This is a genomic window from Arthrobacter sp. efr-133-R2A-120, assembly GCF_030209835.1.
Lineage (GTDB): Bacteria > Actinomycetota > Actinomycetes > Actinomycetales > Micrococcaceae > Arthrobacter.
In genome coordinates, this window is record NZ_JARVRF010000007.1 from 138,396 (window position 1) to 156,996 (window position 18,601).

16 protein-coding genes and 1 tRNA gene are annotated in these 18,601 nt (G+C 63.1%); 6 read left to right on the forward strand and 11 right to left on the reverse strand.

What is annotated here, in order from left to right:
- Position 1: 1 nt before the first annotated feature.
- From uidB to QRN52_RS05175, 8 genes are all read right to left on the reverse strand, one after another.
- Positions 2-1,447 carry a glucuronide transporter gene (uidB, locus tag QRN52_RS05140; protein WP_284751684.1) on the reverse strand — a complete coding sequence of 482 codons (1,446 nt, stop codon included), beginning with the start codon at positions 1,445-1,447 and terminating at the stop codon, positions 2-4.
- Positions 1,448-1,849: 402 nt separating this feature from the next.
- The gene (locus tag QRN52_RS05145) at positions 1,850-3,172 is read right to left on the reverse strand and encodes a mannitol dehydrogenase family protein (protein WP_284751711.1); all 1,323 of its coding nucleotides are present in this window, start codon (positions 3,170-3,172) and stop codon (positions 1,850-1,852) included.
- Between the two features lie 86 nt (positions 3,173-3,258).
- Positions 3,259-4,665, reverse strand: coding sequence for a glucuronate isomerase (gene uxaC, locus QRN52_RS05150; protein WP_284751685.1), 1,407 nt, complete (start codon positions 4,663-4,665; stop codon positions 3,259-3,261).
- A gap of 89 nt (positions 4,666-4,754) precedes the next feature.
- Positions 4,755-5,801, reverse strand: coding sequence for a LacI family DNA-binding transcriptional regulator (locus tag QRN52_RS05155; protein WP_284751686.1), 1,047 nt, complete (start codon positions 5,799-5,801; stop codon positions 4,755-4,757).
- 114 nt (positions 5,802-5,915) lie between these two features.
- Positions 5,916-7,082 carry a Gfo/Idh/MocA family protein gene (locus QRN52_RS05160; RefSeq protein WP_284751687.1) on the reverse strand — a complete coding sequence of 389 codons (1,167 nt, stop codon included), beginning with the start codon at positions 7,080-7,082 and terminating at the stop codon, positions 5,916-5,918.
- Between the two features lie 24 nt (positions 7,083-7,106).
- Entirely contained in the window at positions 7,107-7,967 is an 861-nt protein-coding gene (locus QRN52_RS05165; protein WP_284751688.1) for a sugar phosphate isomerase/epimerase family protein, read from the reverse strand.
- Positions 7,968-8,006: 39 nt separating this feature from the next.
- Positions 8,007-9,014 (reverse strand): Gfo/Idh/MocA family protein, encoded by a 1,008-nt coding sequence (locus QRN52_RS05170; RefSeq protein WP_284751689.1) that lies wholly within the window; start codon positions 9,012-9,014, stop codon positions 8,007-8,009.
- Positions 9,015-9,056: 42 nt separating this feature from the next.
- Positions 9,057-9,902, reverse strand: coding sequence for a sugar phosphate isomerase/epimerase family protein (locus QRN52_RS05175; protein WP_284751690.1), 846 nt, complete (start codon positions 9,900-9,902; stop codon positions 9,057-9,059).
- Between the two features lie 158 nt (positions 9,903-10,060).
- Between QRN52_RS05175 and QRN52_RS05180 the strand changes: the two genes are divergently transcribed.
- The 3 genes from QRN52_RS05180 (at position 10,061) to QRN52_RS05190 (ending at position 13,101) form a co-directional block, all read left to right on the forward strand.
- On the forward strand, positions 10,061-10,933 hold the full coding sequence (locus QRN52_RS05180; protein ID WP_284751691.1) for an MFS transporter: 873 nt from the start codon (positions 10,061-10,063) through the stop codon (positions 10,931-10,933).
- A 96-nt stretch (positions 10,934-11,029) separates the two neighbouring features.
- On the forward strand, positions 11,030-11,593 hold the full coding sequence (locus QRN52_RS05185; protein ID WP_284751692.1) for a gluconokinase: 564 nt from the start codon (positions 11,030-11,032) through the stop codon (positions 11,591-11,593).
- Positions 11,590-13,101 (forward strand): GntT/GntP/DsdX family permease, encoded by a 1,512-nt coding sequence (locus QRN52_RS05190; RefSeq protein ID WP_459341133.1) that lies wholly within the window; start codon positions 11,590-11,592, stop codon positions 13,099-13,101. The genes QRN52_RS05185 and QRN52_RS05190 overlap by 4 nt, the downstream gene beginning before the upstream one ends.
- Before the next feature lie 84 nt (positions 13,102-13,185).
- On the opposite strand, the gene QRN52_RS05195 is transcribed toward QRN52_RS05190, so the two are convergent.
- Complete coding sequence (locus QRN52_RS05195; RefSeq protein ID WP_284751693.1) at positions 13,186-13,830, reverse strand: NADPH-dependent F420 reductase; 645 nt, start codon at positions 13,828-13,830, stop codon at positions 13,186-13,188.
- Between the two features lie 216 nt (positions 13,831-14,046).
- Complete coding sequence (locus QRN52_RS05200) at positions 14,047-15,183, reverse strand: App1 family protein phosphatidate phosphatase (protein WP_284751694.1); 1,137 nt, start codon at positions 15,181-15,183, stop codon at positions 14,047-14,049.
- Positions 15,184-15,366: 183 nt separating this feature from the next.
- On the opposite strand from QRN52_RS05200, the gene QRN52_RS05205 reads away from it, so the two are divergent.
- From QRN52_RS05205 to QRN52_RS05215, 3 genes are all read left to right on the forward strand, one after another.
- Complete coding sequence (locus QRN52_RS05205; protein WP_284751713.1) at positions 15,367-15,807, forward strand: VOC family protein; 441 nt, start codon at positions 15,367-15,369, stop codon at positions 15,805-15,807.
- Between the two features lie 1,145 nt (positions 15,808-16,952).
- Positions 16,953-17,195, forward strand: a complete 243-nt coding sequence (locus QRN52_RS05210) for a hypothetical protein (RefSeq protein ID WP_284751695.1) — start codon at positions 16,953-16,955, stop codon at positions 17,193-17,195.
- 453 nt (positions 17,196-17,648) lie between these two features.
- Positions 17,649-18,425: a transposase gene (locus tag QRN52_RS05215; protein WP_284751696.1), complete on the forward strand. Its 777-nt coding sequence runs from the start codon at positions 17,649-17,651 to the stop codon at positions 18,423-18,425.
- Positions 18,426-18,513: 88 nt separating this feature from the next.
- Here the strand turns inward: QRN52_RS05215 and QRN52_RS05220 are convergent.
- Positions 18,514-18,586: transfer RNA gene (locus tag QRN52_RS05220), tRNA-Ala, on the reverse strand.
- Positions 18,587-18,601 lie beyond the last annotated feature (15 nt).

The window sequence follows — 18,601 nt, forward strand, 5'->3', positions numbered from 1 at the left end:
GCTATTTCGTGGAGATTTTTCCCGGTCCAGCAGTTTCCGCGGCGGTTTCCGAGTCGGAAACCGCCGCGAGGGTCGCGGCGGCGCCCTCCGCGCTAAATGGCCCCGCGCCGGAGCCTTCCAAGGCGCGACGGGCCTTGATCTCGCCCAGGATCTGGGCATGGAACGCGTCGGTCAGCTTGTACTTGGCCATGACGACGATTGCGAGGACGGTCATGATGGCGGGCAGTGCACCTGCGGCAAACTGGATGGCCTGCAGCGATTCGGCACTGTGCGTAGTTCCGGACTTGTAGCCCCCTGCCGCGAGCGCGTAGGCAGCAAGAGCTCCGCCGACGGCTTGGCCGGTCTTGCGGGTGAAGGAGAACAAGGCATAGGTGATGCCTTCAGTCCGGACACCGGTTTTCCATTCGCCGTATTCCACGGTGTCTGCTTCCAAGGCCCACACCACGATGTTGACGGCCATGACGCCAAGCATGCTCAAGAGCAGACCCGAGAATCCAACCCAGACCATGGTGGCCGGAGCGAAGAAGACGATTGCGCCACCGATGATGGCGAGGAAACCGGCAGCCACGTAGATGGTCTTCTTGCCGAAGTTTCGGACCAGCCTTGGCATGAGCGGAGCAAGGGCAAACGTCACCACCAGTTGGACGACGGAGAGGACCGCGTAGAGATCCAGCCGGCCGAGGACGTCGCGCAAGTAGTACAGCTGCACCGAAGACAGCGCCATATAGCCGGTCAGGAAGAGGAAGGAGCTAAGACACAGCATGAGCAGGGGACGGTTTGTCTTGAGCGTCGCCATGCTCTGCTTGAAGGAAACCTTGGGTACTGCACGGTGGACCCGCTCCTTGGCGGTCAGGAACGTGAAGAAGTACAGCGCTGCGCCGATCACGACGAAGACCAGGGTGATGATAGTGAAAATGGACTGCAGGTTGGCGCCTGGCTTGATCAGTGGAGCTACGAAGATGCCCAACGCGGAACTGACCAAAAGTGCGCCAACCATGCGGGCGGAGCCCAGCTTGGCCCGCTGCCCCGGCTCTTGGGTCATCGCGCCGGCCAGCGAACCGTATGGGATGTTCACCAGCGAGTAGGCCAGGCCCAGGGCCGCGTAGGTCAGGTAGGCGTAGAGCAACATCCCCGTTTCGCCGATCTGCGGAATGGAGAAGGCTGCGACGCTCAGGAGCAGCAACGGGATGGAGCCGAACATGATGAATGGCCGGAATTTTCCGAAGCGCTTGCTGTATGCGCGATCAACCAATCGTCCGGCGAAGACGTCGGCGAAAGCGTCGAAGATCCTGACCGTAAGCAACAGGGTCCCGGCGGCCGCAGCGGATATGCCCGCGACGTCGGTGTAGTAGACGAGCAGGAACATGGTGGCAGTAGTGAAGGCAAGGTTGTTGGCGGCGTCGCCAGCCCCATAGCCTAGGATGCTGAGTTTGCTGAGCTTATTCATTGCGGGCTCCTTTACCCTTGCCGGTACCCCACGTTCCGGCTTGCGATGATCGAAAGGCTTCGGCCGAACCAGGCCTGAAATAGTTGAAGCTTGATGTAATTCTAATCACCATGGCAACCAATCGGCAAGCGGTTGCCAAATGTTTCCATAGAACTTTTCAACATCAGGGAAGTTTCAACGATCGCTCAGAAGAAGTGAGCGAGCGTTCGGCGGAAGTGCCCAATACCTGAGCGAGCGTTCGGGGGAAGTGCCACATATCTGAGCGAGCGTCGGTCCTTCCAAACGCTCGCTCACATATGGCGTTTGTCCGGCCAACGCTCGCTCACATATCCGGACCGACGACGACGGCGCCCGTCGCCTTCACGTGGAAGGCAACGGGCGCCGTCGAAAGTACCTGGCGGATTAGCTGAGGTTGCCGGCAGCCGCGAAGGACTCGGCCAAGCCCTCAACGAGGTCCACGATCGCCGCGTCGGAAACCAAGTCCGGATCCACGAGGCGGAGCAGGGCCTCGAGCCGTGCACGGCCCGTAAGGAGGTTCGCGGCGGCGATTTCCGCCGCCTGCGGGTCCTGGAGGCTGGTTGCCGTGGCAGTGTAGGCAGACCAGGCCGCGATCATACGCGCAGCCGCTCGACCGCTGCGGCCTGCGGCGCGCTCGGCGCGGAGCACAGGCAGTGCTCGCATGCGCAGCTTGGTGCTGCCATCCATGGCTATCTGGGCCAGGTGGTGGGCGATCCGGGAATTCCCGAAGCGTTCCAGGAGGGCCGCGCGATACTCAGGGATGCGCAAGTCCCCACCGTGCAGACTGGAGGCGGCCTCGTCCCAGAAGTCCTCGACGGCCCGACGGCAGAAATCGTCAGCGAGGGCTTCGGCCACGGTCTTGTGGCCGCGCAACTGGCCGGCATAGGCCAGGAGCGAGTGGGCGCCGTTGAGGAGCCACAATTTGCGGTTCTCGTACGGCTCGATCTCGTCCACGAAGAGGGCACCAGCGTCTTCCCAGTGCGGGCGTCCGGCGGGGAAGTCCCCGCTGAGGACCCAGTTGCGGAAGGGCTCGGCGACCACGGGTGATTCGTCGCGGTATCCGCAGGCGGAAGCGACGGCGTCGATGTCGGCGTCCGTGGTGCGCGGGGTGATGCGGTCAACGGAAGTGCTGACAAAACTGACGTTGGCGTCGATCCAGGCGGCGAGCCCGGCGTCGAACGCCTTGGCCATCCCCATCACGGCGCTTCTGGCGACGGTCCCGTTGTTGGAGAGATTGTCGCAGCAGACGACGGCGAGTGGGCCGGCGTCGGCGTCGCGGCGCGCGGCGAGGCCCACCACCAGGCGGCCCAGCGGCGTCGTCGGCTTGCCGGAAGCAGAACGGTCAGCGAGCACGGCGAGGTCCGCGACGACGTCGGGCGCTTGGCTGTCCAGCTTGCCGTCGGCCCCGAGCCGGTAGGCGGCTTCGGTGATGGTAAGCGTGATGAGCGACGTCAGCGGCGCGGCGACAAGCTCGACAAAACGCTCGACGTCGGCACCATCGACAGCCTCGACAATGCTGCCGATGACTTCGAAGGAATCACCGGCGTCCGAACGCTCCACCACGGTGTACAAGCCGTCCTGGGCGGCCAGGACCTCTGCGGCATCCGGGCGGCGGCCCGTGAAGGAGGCGATGCCCCATTCCGATGCGTCACCTGCATGCTGGGTGTACCACGCCTGATGGGAGCGGTGGAAGGCCCCCAGTCCCATGTGCACAATGCGCACCGGGGCTCTGTCGATGGGCCTGATGACACGGCTCAAGCGGGGAAGATCCGCGCTTTGCCCGGGTTCGTTGCTCACAGCTTGAAGACCCTCCGGGGCGAGGAGTCGACGACGTCGACGATGATTTCGTGGGCGCGGTCTTCGCTGACCCGATGCTCGGCGACGAGGCGGGCGAGGAAGGATGCTTCGATCCGGCGGGAGGCGTCGTGCCGGGCCGGGATGGAGCAGAACGCGCGGGTGTCGTCGATGAAGCCCGAGGACCGCGAGAAGCCGGTGGTCTCGGTGACAGCGGAGCGGAAGCGGAGCATGGCGTCCGGTGCATCGAGGAACCACCACGGAGCGCCGAGGTACACGGAGGGGTAGAACCCTGCCAGCGGAGCCAGTTCGCGCGAGAACACGGTCTCGTCCAAGGTGAACAGCACCAAGTGGAAGTCCTTTGCCGTGCCGAAGTCCTGGAGCAGGGGGCGGATGGCTTCGGTGTAGTTGGTGGCGAATGGTATGTCGTGGCCGGTGTCCGCGCCGTAGGCGTCGAAGGTGGGCTGGTGGTGGTTGCGGAAGGAACCCGGGTGGATGGTCATGACCAGGCCGTCTTCGACGGACATCCTTGCCATCTGGTACATCATGTGGGCTTCGAAGGTATTGCGGTCCTCGGCCGTGGCCTTGCCTGCGCGCGCAAGCTCGAAGATCCGCTCGGCTTCGCTCCGCTCAAGCTTGAGCGTTGCCGGGGTGAGGACGCCGTGGTCCGCGGAGACCGCGCCGTGGTCCACGAAATAACGACGGCGGTTTTCCAGGGCTTTGATGTAGCCGGTGTAGCCGCTAGCGCCGTCGGCGGCGGAATCGACAAGCCGCTCGACGTTGGCACTCCATGCCGGGTGCGCGATGTTCAGGTAGGCATCCGGACGGAAGGTCGGCAGCACGCGGCCGTTGAAGGAAGGGTCCTCGGCGATCGCCTTGTGGCTGGCGAGACTGTCCAGGGGATCGTCCGTGGTGGCCAGGACCTCGATGTTGAAGTCCTTGAAGAGCTGGCGGGGACGGAAATCGGGCTCCACGAGCTTGGCGGCAATGGCGTCATAGCTGGCATCTGCGGACATCTCGCCAAGGTCCGCGCCGAGCTTGAACACGCTGTCGAACTGCGTGCGCAGCCAGTACCCAGACGCCGTGCCTTCGAAGAGGGGCCACGCCTGGACGAACGTCCGCCAGATCTCCCGCGATTCGGACGCGTTGGCACCTCCCGAGAGCAGCTTGTCCATGGGGACTCCGCTGGCGTGGATCAGCCTGGTGACGTAGTGGTCCGGGCTGACCAGGAGCGCGGCCGGATCGGGGAACGGGGTGTTCTGCTCGATGACGGCGGCGTCAACGTGGCCGTGCGGAGAGATGATGGGCAGGTCCTGGACGCGCTCCAGAAGGGAGCGCGCAATGCTGCGCGTCCCCGGATCCGCGGGCAGGAGCCGGTCAGGATTGGCTGCGATCGACTGTGACATAACTCAATTTTCAGCCGGAAGGAGCAGTCTGTCAACCGGTTGCCAACTATTGCCATCTCGTTGCATCTGCATTGGATAGTCGCTCGAAACTAGGCGATCAGCCGTCCGCTGGAGCCGCGCACCACGAGCTCCGTGTCCACGCGGACGGCTCCCTCGGGCCCATCATTGCCGAGCAACATGTCCAGCAGCAGGCCGGCGGCGCGGGAACCGCACTCCCCCAGCGGCGACCTCACAGTGGTGAGCGCCGGCGTCGTGAAGTCTGCCCCGAAGATGTCGTCGAAGCCCACGATGCTGATCTGGTCCGGAACGTGCACGCCGGCGGCCTGAAGCTCCTGCATGAGGCCTATGGCGAGGAGATCGTTGTAGGTAATCACCGCCGTCGCACCGCTCGCCAGGACGTCGCGCGCTATTTGGCGGCCGCCGTCGACGGTCGGCTTGGACGATTCCAAGCGGACCGCCTCCAATTTGTACCAATCGCAGGCGGCTTGGACGCCTTCCCAGCGGCGGCGCGACATCCAGGACTGCGGCGGCCCCGCAACGTAAGCAAGCTGCTGGTGGCCGTTGGCCGCAAGGCTCCGCACGGCCTGGCTGATCCCCTTGTTGACGTCCGGGACCACACACGGCACTCCCTCTATTTCGCGATTGATCACGACCACCGGTTTGTCCGCAGCCAAGACCCGGATCTTTTCGTCGTCCATGCGGGGGCTCGCCAGAATCAGGCCATCCACCGTGCTCAACATCCTGCGGGCCGCAATGAGTTCGGTTTCAGGGGACTCTGCGGACTCGGCCAGCACCAGGGTGTAGTCCCGGGCGGACCCCGTGGTTTCCGCACCGCGGATGATGTCGAAGAAGGTCGGGTTGGTGATATCCGCGACGATCAGTCCGATCGTCTGGGTACGGCCGGTGGGAAGTGCCCGGGCGAAGGGGTTCACCTGGTAGTTCAGCTGCTCGGCGGCATCCTCGATGATCTTCTGGGTCTTGGCACTGACCCTGCCCGGTTTGCTCAGCGCGCGCGAAACCGTAGATGGGTTGACTCCCGCCAGCTTCGCGATGTCGTAAATGGTGGGCGAGGATCTCTCCCCGCGTCCACGCTTGGCGGGGAAAGTTGCTGCTCCGGAATTCGTCGCTTCAGTCACGGCTCCATCGTAATCTGGTATGGCAACAAAAAGCAGGACGGTTGCCAACCATTCGGCCGGCGACCGCGCTGCTTATGCGCCCTGCTTAAGCGCCCTGCTTGAGTGCCCTGCCGACTAGGAGCGTTCGGCGAACTTGCCTTCTTCGCTGATGCGCTTATTGAGCTCGCGCATGTACTCCTCCTCGTCGAAGTCCAGGGGGACTTCCCTGCCGGTCCAGCTTGACAGGTGGATGGCGTTGGCCAGGCGGACGCCTTTGATGCCGTCCGATCCGGGAGCCAACAACGGAGTGCCGTCCAGGATGTTGGCCGCGAAGTTCTCCAAAACTCCTGCGTGCTGGCCACCCCAGGCCGACTCGAACTCGATCACCTCGGTGGTGTAGTAGTCCTCGGCTTTCAATTCGCCCATGAAGAGCTTGCGGACATCGTCCATGTCCATGCCGTCGCTGAGTTCGCGCTCGGGCTTGACGAGGCGGGTGACTGTCGCGGTCTTGCTGTTTTCCACCACGATCTTGCCCTGGTCGCCCAGGATCTCGAAGCGGTCCGTGCCCACAAGGTCGTGCGTCGCCGTGACAAAGACACCGGTTGCACCGTTGCCGTAGTCCACGACGGCGGTGACCTCGTCTTCCACGGCGATGTCCCGCCGGAATCCGTACGCCACCTTGGAGTAGACGGACTTCGGCACGCCGCAGATCCACTGCCACAGATCGAGCTGGTGGGGTGCCTGGTTGACCAGTACGCCGCCGCCTTCGCCGCCCCACGTCGCGCGCCATTCGCTGGAGTTGTAATAGCCCTGCGGACGCCACCAGTTGGTGATGATCCAGTTGGTGCGGCGGATGCTGCCGATATCGCCGTTGTCTACGATCTCCTTGAGCTTCTTGTAGAGAGGGTTGTTGCGCTGGTTGAACATGATGCCGAAGGAAAGCTCAGGCTTGGAGGCCGCGAACTCATTGAGCTCCTTGACCTGCTTGGTGTAGACACCGGCGGGCTTCTCCACGAGGGCGTGGATGTTGCGCTTGAGCGATTCGATGCCCATTTCCGGGTGCAGGTAGTGGGGCACGCACGTGACGATCGCGTCGACGTCGCCGCCTTCAAGCATGGCGATGTAGTCGTCGTAGAAAGGCGCATCGGGGTACCGCGAAGCTGCCAGTTCCTTCTTTGCAGGATCGGTGTCGCAGATGGCGCCGATCACCATGTTCGGCACCAGGCCGTCAGTGATGAACTTGGCGTACGTGCCGCCCTGCTGGCCCAGACCGATGATGCCAAGGCGTACTTTCTTGCTCATGAGTGGATCTCCGTTGTTGAGGGATTAGAAGAGGTCGGCGTGGCCCATGGCCACCAGGTTGTCGTAGGAAGTCTGCAGCGCTTCCCACACCGTGCGGCCGTAAAGCTCGTCCTGCTCCACGAGCAGGTACTCCGCGCCGGCGGCCTGGGCCGCGGGAATGATGGACGGGAAGTCAAGATTGCCTTCCCCCACTTCGGCGAACTGGACCACGTTCTTGAACTCGGCCATGAAACCCGCGATGTCCCCCGATTCCAGGAGCCCGAAGGATTCTTCGGGCAACTGTCCGATCCGGTAGTCCTTCAGGTGCACCATGGCCGTGCGTCCGGCGTATTTGGCGAGGGTCCGGACGGGGTCGAGTCCGCCGCGCTGCACCCAGTGCACGTCGATTTCCATGCCCATGGCCGGGGAGTTTTCGGCAATGATATCCAGCATGTATTTGCCGTCGAACTTCGCGAACTCGATGTGGTGGTTGTGGTAATACAGTCCGATGCCGTGTTCACGGAGGCGTTCGGCGTATTCGTTGGCTTGCTTCGCGAAGTCCACCGCGGCGTCGATCGACTTCATGGCCGGGAACGGCATCATGCCAATCCGCAGGAGGTGGCTGTCCAGCCGCTTTGCGTCGTCCACGATCTTATCGAAGTGGTCCTTGAGGGAGTCGCCGGGCATGCCCTTGGGCGTCTCCATGGCGACCGAAAGCGCCGCGATGTCCATGCCCAGTTCGCTCCGGGAGCGGTCCAGTTCGTCAACGTTTTCCGGTGTCATCGGGATCTGGGAAATCTCGACGGCGTTGTACCCGATCGCACTGACCTTGCGGAGCGTTTCAAACGCCCCGGCTTCGGCAAAACCGCCCTTCAGCATCATTGCCTGCACGCCAATTTTGGCCACTTTGTCCTCCGTTAGTTCCGGGCCCCAAGGGCCGCGTGGTTAGCCCACTTGCCCGGAAATTTCCGGGTAGCTTTGGGCGTAGATGTCTTTGACGATCCTGAGTGATTTTTCGGCTTCCGCGGGGCTGATCCAGAAGGGAGCAGGATCCCCGAGCTTGGCATAGAAGTCCTTGATCAGGAGTTCGTGGGATACGCCCCAATACGCGCGCCCACCCGATTCCAAGGCCCGTTCCGCGATTGTTTCCACAGTGCCGTCGGTGTAGCTGACAATGAGGTCGCCCCGGAGGCTTAGCGTGGCCTTTTCGGTCACGATATCCAGCGTCACCGGTGCGTTGGTGGCGTTCGCCAGGGTGGCGTAGAAGACGCTGGTGGCACCATTGGCGTGCCCGGCGATGAATTCCGCCGTATCCTCCACCTCGATCACCCCGCCCAGCGAGCGCGTGGACGCGTTGCCCTCCACCTTGGTCACGTCACCCACGAGCCACTGGAGCAGGTCCACCGTGTGGATGGCCTGGTTCATCATGAGGCCGCCGCCTCCTTCGGCCCAGGTGCCGCGCCACGGCCTGTCACGGTAGTACTCGGCCGTCCGGTGCCACATCACGGTTGCCGAGGCGCCGAGAACCTGGCCCAGCCCGCCGTCGTCGAGCAGCCTCCGCATGGCCTGCGACGTCGCGTTGTAGCGGTTCTGGAAACATACGGCGATCTTCGCGGTGCTCCGTTCAGCCGCCTCGACCAGCCGCCGCCCCTCTTCAAGGGTGTGGGCGAGGGGCTTCTCGACGATCACGCTGACGCCGCGCTCAAGGCAGTCCGCAGCCAGCGAGGCATGCAGGTGGTGCGGAGTGCAGATATGCACGACGTCGGGCCTCACTGATTCGAGCATCTCCAGGTAGTCCGCGTAACCCGGCACGCCGTAGGCGGCCGTTGCCGCCTGGAGGCGACCGGCGTCGGTGTCGCAGACCGCCACGAGTTCAACGTCGTCCATTTTGGCGATTGCACCGAAGTGCACGCTCGATACATCGCCGCAACCGATGACTGCTGCTGTAGGCATTCTTCTCCCTCGAAAGATGTTTTCCTTTGAACCTACAGGCCCTCAGGGGAGGGCAACACCGTTCTTGGCTGCGAGTGCCGCAAAGGCCCGCGCTGCAGCGCCGAAGGCGACGGGTCCGGAGAATCCGCCCAGCTCGTGGGTGCTTGCAAGGTGCGGTTCCAGCGATGCGAAACCGGCAAAGCCATCGGCCTTGAGCGCGGCGATGGTGGCGTCCAGTTCGCCGTCCCCTTCGCCGGCAGGCACCACTTCACCCGTCCCGCTGACAGCATCCTTGACTTGGAAATACTCCAGGTAGGGGCGCAGCACGGCGTAGCCCTCCGTGTACGGCTTGACGCCCACCTGGACAAAGTTGGCGCTGTCCCACGCAACGCGCAGCGCGGGTGAATCGACAGTCTCCATGATGTCGAGGACGCGCTCGGGCGTGTCGCCGTAGATGCCCTTTTCGTTTTCGTGCAGGAGGACGACGCCGGACGCGGCCGCCTCGTTCGTAAGTGCGGTCATGCGCTCCATGACTGAGTCGCGGATATCTTCTGGGCTCTGCCCTTCGGCTCGGTAGAAGGAGAAGATGCGGATGTATTTGGTGTCGAGCCCCTTGGCCACAGAAACAATCTGGCGCAACCGCGCGAGCTCATGTTCCACGGGAATACTGACGTCGACCTTGCCGATCGGACTCGCGACCGCGGAAACCTTCAGGCCCTTCTCGTCCAAGATGGCTTTGAGGCGCTCGACCGTTTCCGGCTCGAGTTCGGAGACATTAGTGCCCCAGGCGCTGCGCACTTCGATATGGCTGGCACCGAGGGCCAGCAGGACGGCTGCCTGGACCACGGGATCGGGATCTACTTCGTCGCCGAAACCGGACAGGCTCCACACGGCATTGGTTTCAGTCACGGAAATCTCCTTTGGATCCGTTCGCCCGCACGGCGGCAAATGGCGCCAAATCGTAGTTCGCGGGCATGCGTTCGCCTCGAGTCTAGCCAGATTGACACAGCTTGACAACCGATTGCCAAATATTGGCAACAATCATGGCGCGCCGCAGGACGCGGTTCATGTCCCTGATGTCGGGACTTCGAGCACTGGTCCTCAGCGCGATGGCCGTTCTGTTTCTCACGGGAAACCTGTCACTGCTCGCCCTCGTGATTGCGGCCTTCCTTGTGTCTGGACTGACCGGGCTCTACGACAGCGCCTTTGCAGCTCTCCTCCCGAGTGTCGCCCATCGTTCCAAGCTGACGACGGCGAACACCTGGGTCGCGGGAATCAGATCCGCTGGCGACATTGGTGCTGGAGCGACGGCCGGAATACTCCTGCAGATACTCTCACCTGTGGCCCTCTTTATTTCGGATGCGGTCACGTATCTAGTGTCAGCGCCGGCGATTGGCCAGATCCGGGAAGATCGGCAGGCGTCGGAAACATTCACTTTCAGGAATTATTTCTTGTCGCTGGGTTCAGGATTCGCAATTCTCATCCGGGATCGCGTGATGTGGCCAGTCACCTTGTCGATTGCCCATTTCAACCTATTCACCACGGCGATCCAGTCGGTCTATGTCACGCAAGCACTGCGGAGTGGATCAATGACACCGGCCGAGATCGGAATCGCCGGAGCACTCGGAGGAATCATCGGCCTACTCTCCATGATTCTGGGCGTCATGTGTGATGGTCAACATCACCGGAACGGAAACACTAAACAGCTTCTTATTCCCCACGTAGCCCTCGGGAGATTCTCTTCCGCAAGCAGGGTCCTCACGTGGGGTATCGACCCGATAGGCGCAGCTCTGGCCGGCGTTCTAGCCCTGTTCCTTCCGACCAGTGCCGTACTCGCTGTGGCGAGCTCCGGCGTCGTGATTTCAGCTTGCTGGATTGCCACCTCGGCTGCCGTTCGGGAATTGCCGCTCCTGTCCGAGATCGAACAGCGCCGCGAATGAGCCGTCGTTAGGCCGGCGCTCCCGGGGCCTGGCCGCCAAGAGATCCGCTGCGATTCGCTATGGCACAGGGGCCAACGTGCTGCCAAGATGTGCTCCATGGACCCTCTTGACCTGGCGACACCCCCTCTGGCCAAACCGGTTGTGCTGGTTGTCATGGGCGTTTCCGGCTCCGGAAAGTCCACGGTTGCCGCCCTCCTTGCAGGGCGGCTTGGCTGGCCCTTCGAAGAAGGCGATGCCTTGCATCCCCAAACAAACATCGACAAGATGGCAGCTGGACATCCGCTCACGGATGAGGACAGATATCCCTGGCTGGAGAAGGTTGCCGAGTGGGTCGACCAGAGGCTGGATCATGGGGAAAACGGCGTCATCACTTGTTCGGCGCTCAAACGGTCTTATCGAAACATTATTAATCGCCGGGGTTCAGGCGTCGTCTTCGTTTTTCTGTCCGGGACGCCCGAGACTATCAGCGCACGGCTGGCCGAACGCCACGGCCATTTCATGCCCGCCAGTATGTTGGGGAGTCAGTTCGCGGAGCTTGAGGAACTGTCCCCGGGTGAGCCCGGAATCCGGATCGACGTTGGTCCGGCTCCAGGAGTGATTGCCCAACAAATCATGGACAAGTTCGGCCTGCGGCCGAGCGGAACAGGACGAGAACCATGAACGGAATCTCCATCCTCAGCAGGCCCCTCGCCGGGGTAGCCACAGACGCCACCACGGACGCGATGCATCAGCCATGGACCGCCCACGATACCCAAGTACTTGTGGTGGCCGCCGTCGGCATCGCGATCGTCGTCTTGCTGATCGTCTGGGCAAAGATGCATGCTTTCCTGGCGTTGAGCATCGGCGCCCTCTTCGTCGGCATCGCCTCGGGTATCGCCTTGGACAAGGTGACCACCTCCTACGAAAATGGGGTCGGCGGCGTGCTGGGCTACGTCGGTGTGCTCATCGCGTTGGGAGCCATGCTGGGCAAGCTGTTGGCTGATTCCGGCGGCGCAGACAAGATCGTGGACACGCTTCTCCATGGCCGGCCTGCAACGCTGCCTTGGAAGATGGCGCTCATCGCCGGCATTATCGGCATCCCCATGTTTTTCGAGATCGGGCTCGTGCTACTCATACCCGTTGTGATGCTGGCCGTGCACCGTTCCAAGGGCCCGGCAATGCGTCTTGGCATTCCGGCCTTGGCCGGCTTGTCGGTGCTCCACGGGTTCATCCCGCCACACCCGGGCCCGTTGGCCGCGATCGGCATCCTGCACGCCAATGTGGGTGTGACCCTCGCGTTTGGACTGCTCATAGCCATTCCGACCGTCATCATCGCAGGTCCCCTCTTTGGCCGTCTCGCCGCACGGATCGTGCCGATCGGAGCCGCAGGTGCTGGCCTCGCCGTTACCGTTGGAGCCGGCGATAGCGCCGAGCCGGCCAGGTCGCAAGGCCCCGGCGCAAAAGCCGCAAGTTCGCGCGGCGACGCACCCGTAGGCAAGGCCCAAGATCCGCAAGCCACTCGCAGCCCGTCCTTTGGCTGGACCCTGGTGACCCTGCTGTCGCCGTTGGTGCTCATGCTGATCAAAGCCGGGGCAGACATTTGGATGGACAAGAGCGCACCGCTCCGGCCCTTGCTGGACTTCATCGGCGATCCGGTCTTTGCGCTGCTCGTGGCGGTGCTTCTGGCAATGGTGACCTTCGGTACACGGGTCGGTTTCTCCGCCTCCATCCTGACGAAGAAGATCGGCGAGAGCCTGTTGCCGATTGTCGGGGTCATGCTGATCGTCGGCGCGGGCGGCGGCTTCAAACAAGTACTCGTCGACGGCGGTACCGGAACCGCGATCGCCAAGATCGCGGTAGCTGCCAGCCTGTCGGCCCTGGTACTGGGCTGGATCATCGCAGTACTGATTCGCCTCGCCACCGGCTCGGCGACTGTTGCTACGGTCACGGCCGCCGGAATTATCGCACCCCTGGCAACCGGTTTGTCGCCGGCTCAGCTAGCCCTGGTTGTGCTCGCAATTGGTGCCGGATCGCTATTCTTCTCCCATGTGAACGACGCGGGCTTCTGGCTGGTCAAAGAATACTTCGGACTGACAGTGGGGCAAACGATCAAGACCTGGTCAGTCATGGAAACCATAATTTCCCTCGTCGGATTCGGATTCACGCTGCTGCTATCCGTTTTCGTCTAGTTAGGACCGGCAAGACGAAGGCGCTCCAATCCTGCGTTTCCGCAGCTCGGAGGGCCTTCACGGCGTCAGCTGCCGCGATCGGCGCTAGAGCGCGGCACGCGCCTCGTCGGCATTCAGAAGCCTTCCACCAAGCCCGCCATTCTGGTGAAGGTCCCCTCGCATGAGCTCCAGCCTGCCGGCAGCCTCGATTCCTCCGGCTTTGACCGGATCGAAACCAGCGATACGAATGAGCCTTTCCACCGTTTCGGCCGCCGCGTCGTCGTCGGTTGCGTAAAACAGAACTGCCCGCTCGGATGGCCGGTTGGCTGCCGAAGCTAGGGCGTCGGCGCCCAGCGTGCCGAAGGCCTTCACGAAGTGAGCACCCGCAGGGAGCAGATCTGCCACGATCGAGGCTGCTGATTGGCCCTCCGGCAGCGTAGTGGTATAGCCGCCGTGGCCATCAGGTCCGATCGGGTTGGTCGGGTCGATTACCACTTTGCCGACCAGCGCCTCTGACAATTGGGAGATGAGTTCCTTCTCAGTGTCGAGCCAGACGGCCATCAGGACAGCATCAGCCTGTGACACGGCATCGACGACGCTCGCCGAACTCGCCAACGCGCCGAGCTCGGCGGCCAACGATTCAGCATGGGATTCATCGCGGGCCGCCAAGACGACAAGCTCGCCGCCCTGAACAAGATGGCGGGCGACACTGGACCCGATGTTACCGATTCCGATGATTGCAGTTGTCACGTCAACCTCCAGATTATGGTGAAAGACCCCTTGGCCTAGTGGTCTATTTGTCGTGAGATTGGGCAAGCTCCCCCGCTACGCCAGAGTGCCCTGTTCTGATGGTACGACCTGCTACTAGCGGGCAACATAGGGCGCTTGTCGGCGCAAAAATACAGGAGGCCCGGAGATGCTATTGAGTACTGCCGGGGCGGTTCCCGACGTCGGTCGGCCGCAGCCCTACGAGGTTTCCGGCACGCCAGCGGACCGGACGCTGCGCCGGATGATGCCCAACTGCTCGAGCTGGGCCGACATCCCCGCACCGTCCGGAGAGTAGATCCAAGGGATCCCAGGGGTGGGCTGAGCTGCGGACTTCGACCGCCCGCCTGCGAGCACCGCCTCGCCCACCGAGAGCTGACGGATCGCGATGGCCCTGACGTTCTGCGGATGGCATTGGGCGAACTCGGCGTAGATCGCCTCGTCGTGCTGTCCGTCGTCGCCAACTAGCAGCCACTTGACGCCGGGGAACTCCGATGCGAGACGTTCCAGAGAGGTCCTCTTGTGCTCCTGGCCGCTGCGGAACCAACGGTCGGGGGTGGGACCCCAGTCGGTCAGGAGCTTGGGACCGGCGGGATACAAATTGCGGGACAGGAAGCGCGACAGCGTCGGAGCGACGTTCCACGCTCCGGTCGACAAGTACACCACGGGCGCCGACGGCGCCGTCCTCACGATCCGCTCGTACAGCACAGCCATGCCCGGCGTCGGGGTCCTCGCGTGTTCGTCGAGCACGAAGGTGTTCCAGGCGGCAAGGAACGGGCGGGGCAGCGCCGTGACCATCACGGTGTCGTCGATGTCGGAGACGACACCGAAGTCTGTGTCGTCTCCGACGATCTGCACTGGGGCCTCCACGATCCTGGATCCCCCGGATTGTACGGAGATTGTATGCCAGCCGGCGTCGAGGGCTACCGGGAGACGCGCGTCAACCACACCTCCACGGTCGGCTTCGACGTCATGGACGGTGCCTGCGATGGTCACGCGCACGGCGGCGTGTGCCACGGGCGCACTCGTGAAGTTGCGCCAGCCGCGCATGCCATCCTGCAACGGTTTGAGCGCACATTCCTGAGCACCGCTCCCCGTGTCCCGAAGATCGCTACGGACAACGCGCGCCAACACCCGGACCCAGGAAGTGGTGCCGTAACCGGTATAAGGGATGACGGTCTCCACGCGGCCGCGCCGGATCGCGAGACGCGTCTGGAACCTGAGCCAGGCATCGTCGAGTCTCAGGGCGAGATGGCGGCCGGCGCTGCTCGTCGGCGTCGGGCCTCCGCCTTCTCGACTGTCGGACGGGGTAGATGGCTTCACGGAACGGGGACACATGGGTTCAGTCTGACATGGGCAGAAGATGACCGGTTCCTAAGGCCGTCTGCGAACGGCACTCAGGTGCAGCACCATATGCACGACCCTCAGTACGCCCAGGAGTCTTTCTCCCGTGATGAATCCGCCGTAAAGTCCGCGGTAGGCTCCGTCCTGGGCCGTGCAACGAACACCTGGAGGCTTTTTATGTCGCGCATCATGCGGTTCGACCACGTCGGTGTCACCGTTCAGGACCTCGACCACGTGACGGCGTTCTTCGTTGGACTCGGGCTTGAGATCGAGGGCCGGACATTCGTGGAGGGCGACTTCATCGACACTGTCATAGCGATCCCTGATTCCCGTACGGAGATCGTCATGTTGCGGACGCCTGACGGAGGAACAGGGGTGGAGCTATCCAGCTTCGTCCGGCCAGATCCGGTGCCGGGATCGCCCGCCGCGATGGCCAACGAACTCGGACTGCGCAGTTTGTCCTTCGAAGTCGATGATCTTCAGGCGCACGTCGACCGGCTGGCTGCGGAGGGATACGGACTGGTCGGTGGCATCGGCCAGTATGAGGGAGCCTGGCGTATGGCGTACGTGCGCGGTCCAGAGGGAATCATCGTGTCCCTGGCTGAGCGGATGAGCTGACGCGGAGCGCGGATCCTTCCACGGCACACGGCCTCCGGGCGCCAGATCGGGCCAATGCCTGATCACCTGCCAGGAGCATTGCCGCCCCAACGATCGTGCTCAATCTGCGTGGGCTCACGACTTCATGGAGGGCGGGCCGTCGAGAGACATAACGGGGCAATTTCGTTTCACGCATTCCAAATGCCACTTTTGTCCTGTACTAATAAGTGGACTTATCAATCGCGAGCGGCCTATGCCTGGCTCTCACATAATTTGGGGGATAATTTGAAAACCATCCGATCTCTTGGCCACTCCACCCAAGTGGGCTTGGCCGCTACACTGCTGATGGTTATTTTGACCTTTACAACAGGCGCCCCCGCTGTATGGGTTCTGCTCCTTTTCGTTTTCCTCCTCGTCACGGCCTTGTACACAATGGTCACCGGACGGCGGTCCTGGGCCCATCTCCCGAGCCGCAAGATGGGCCTCGCGGCATTTGCGGGATGCCTGGTTATCGGTTTCGTCGCCATGGGCGGCGCCGTCGCCGCCACCCCGATTGCGCCGGCTTCGCATGTGCAGCCTTCCATCTCAAGCCAGCCCTCCACTGCTCCAGCTTCAATTTCGGCAAGTCCGAGCCCGTCGGCTTCAGATATTCCCACCTCGAGCCCAGCCGTGTCGCCCAGCGTGACGCCCACTCCGACACCGACGCCGTCTCCGACCCAGATCATCTCTACCGAGCCAACTACAGCCGCAGTCGTACCCGCAGCACCTGCGGCACCCATCGTTCCGGCAGCACCCCCAGCCCCAGTAGCGCCGCCGGCCGCAGTACCCGCCGCCCCAGCAGCGCCGCCGGCTCCAGCTCCTGCTCCAGCCACAAACTTGGTGCAAGGGGTGATCCCTGGTGCTTTCTGCCCAAACGCCGACGTTGGAATGCAAGGAATTTCCGCCGCAGGCAATATCTACACCTGCGGAGGCAAGGGCCCGGACAAGAATGGCCATTATCACTGGAACTCATAGGGAGAGCTCAGCGGGCTTCGCATTCCGCGAGAGTGTTCGGCTTGGAAAGCGGCCCTCGCTCGATTACGCAGTTTGCGCTTCCGCATAGCAACTGGAGAAACTCCCCTCCGCCCGCAACAGTCAAACCTTCAACGATTACTGTCGCCTGCGGCATGTTTTCATCAAAGCCTGGGGTCTTCGCTCACCTCGTTCGGCACCGCCCAGTCATTCCGCCGCCGCATTGCCTGGTGCTGGAACGTGCCCCGCGGATCCCGGTGACCGGGGAGGTCCATGACCAGATCCAGGTCGACGATCCATGGACACCCGTCGGATTCTGCTGGATCATTCTCTTCGCCGAAGTTACCGGTCCCGTGATTCCGCGGGCCCGGGATTTGTCCATTCGAATGATTGAGTAGAATCCGACATCCCAGCGGAGGTGATCCCGGGACGGACATGACCAAGCCCAGGGCCGAGCGCTACAGCAAAAGCTGGGCGACACGCCAAATCCACGTCGACACCTGTATTCAGGTGTCGACAGGGATCTAGCGCATCCCCGGGTAATTTGCGCGTCGAGAGGTCGCCACATAACCCGGGTTATAGGACAAAAGGTGTGTATGGGAGGGGCTTGCTTCCCAGTGTCCGGTGAACGCCAGGACGTCAGCAGACGCTCCGAACTCGAGGCGTTCCTTGGCTGGCTGACAGGCACCTCCAATCAGTCATCGCTGGCCTCGTTCGGCGCCGCCCGGCCATTCCGGCGCCGCCCGGCCATTCCGGCGCCGCCCGGCCTGGTGCTGGAACGTTGCCCCGCGGATCCCGGTGACCGGGGAGGTCCATGACCAGATCCAGGTCGATGGGATCTACGTCGGTTCGTGGTGCTGCCTGATCGCCGTTGGGCGGCGTTGCTTGGGCGCTTTCCGGCCCCGCGGGTCGTGATCACCGACGATGGTTCCGGGATCGCGGCGGCCCTGTCGGAGTGCTGGTCCGAAACAGCGGTGCAACGCTGCCTGGTCCATGTCCAGCGCAACGTCCGCACCTACCTGACCGGTCGGCCCAGGACCGAGGCGGGCAAAGCATTGCTTCGGCTGGGACGGGCCCTGACCAGGATCCACGCCCCGGCGGAAGCGGCGGCCTGGCTGGCAGCGCTCCATGACTGGCACCAACAGCACGGGGACCTCGTCAAAGCCCGCACCTACCGGACCACGACTGCGATGGTCCCGGGATGGGTGCGGCCGAGCCAGTCCTGGTGGTACACGCACGACAGGCTCCGCAAGGCCTACCGGCTCCTGGAACGCCTCGGCCAGGCGGGCATGCTCCTTACCTACCTCGAAGGCGAATACGCCGGACTGGACATCGCCTCGACGACCAACAGGATCGAAGGCGGCACGAACGCCCAGCTCCGGCTCCTGCTGCGGGCACACCGGGGCATGAGCCAGGAACACCAGAAACGTGCCATCGAGTGGTACCTCTACCTGCACAGCGAACAGCCCCTGCCGCCGGCCAAACCCATGGAAACCCGCCACCACCGACCGCCCAAGACCAAAGCCACTACCCCCACGCAGCAGCACCCCGGCCCAGAGCTCTACAGCACCGGGCTCAGCGCCGAGGAAGGCCTGTGGCGCCGCGCAGGCTGGCCAGGACGTTCATGACACACCCGGGATTTACACACGCTTTGGCCTATAACCCCAAGAAAGGCCCTCCCACCCAACGTTTCCGCAGGTGGGAGGGCCTTCACTGTGGAGCTAAGGAGATTCGAACTCCTGACCTCTTCGATGCGAACGAAGCGCTCTACCAACTGAGCTATAGCCCCGTCAACTGTGCGTTG

Coding starts and splice junctions, on each gene's coding strand:
- uidB (WP_284751684.1), bottom strand. CDS start 1,447: ATGAATAAGCTCAGCAAACTCAGCATCCTAGGCTATGGGGCTGGCGAC.
- QRN52_RS05145 (WP_284751711.1), bottom strand. CDS start 3,172: ATGGGACTGGGGGCCTTCCACCGCTCCCATCAGGCGTGGTACACCCAG.
- uxaC (WP_284751685.1), bottom strand. CDS start 4,665: ATGTCACAGTCGATCGCAGCCAATCCTGACCGGCTCCTGCCCGCGGAT.
- QRN52_RS05160 (WP_284751687.1), bottom strand. CDS start 7,082: ATGAGCAAGAAAGTACGCCTTGGCATCATCGGTCTGGGCCAGCAGGGC.
- QRN52_RS05170 (WP_284751689.1), bottom strand. CDS start 9,014: ATGCCTACAGCAGCAGTCATCGGTTGCGGCGATGTATCGAGCGTGCAC.
- QRN52_RS05180 (WP_284751691.1), top strand. CDS start 10,061: ATGTCCCTGATGTCGGGACTTCGAGCACTGGTCCTCAGCGCGATGGCC.
- QRN52_RS05185 (WP_284751692.1), top strand. CDS start 11,030: ATGGACCCTCTTGACCTGGCGACACCCCCTCTGGCCAAACCGGTTGTG.
- QRN52_RS05190 (WP_459341133.1), top strand. CDS start 11,590: ATGAACGGAATCTCCATCCTCAGCAGGCCCCTCGCCGGGGTAGCCACA.
- QRN52_RS05200 (WP_284751694.1), bottom strand. CDS start 15,183: ATGTGTCCCCGTTCCGTGAAGCCATCTACCCCGTCCGACAGTCGAGAA.
- QRN52_RS05205 (WP_284751713.1), top strand. CDS start 15,367: ATGTCGCGCATCATGCGGTTCGACCACGTCGGTGTCACCGTTCAGGAC.
- QRN52_RS05210 (WP_284751695.1), top strand. CDS start 16,953: ATGTTTTCATCAAAGCCTGGGGTCTTCGCTCACCTCGTTCGGCACCGC.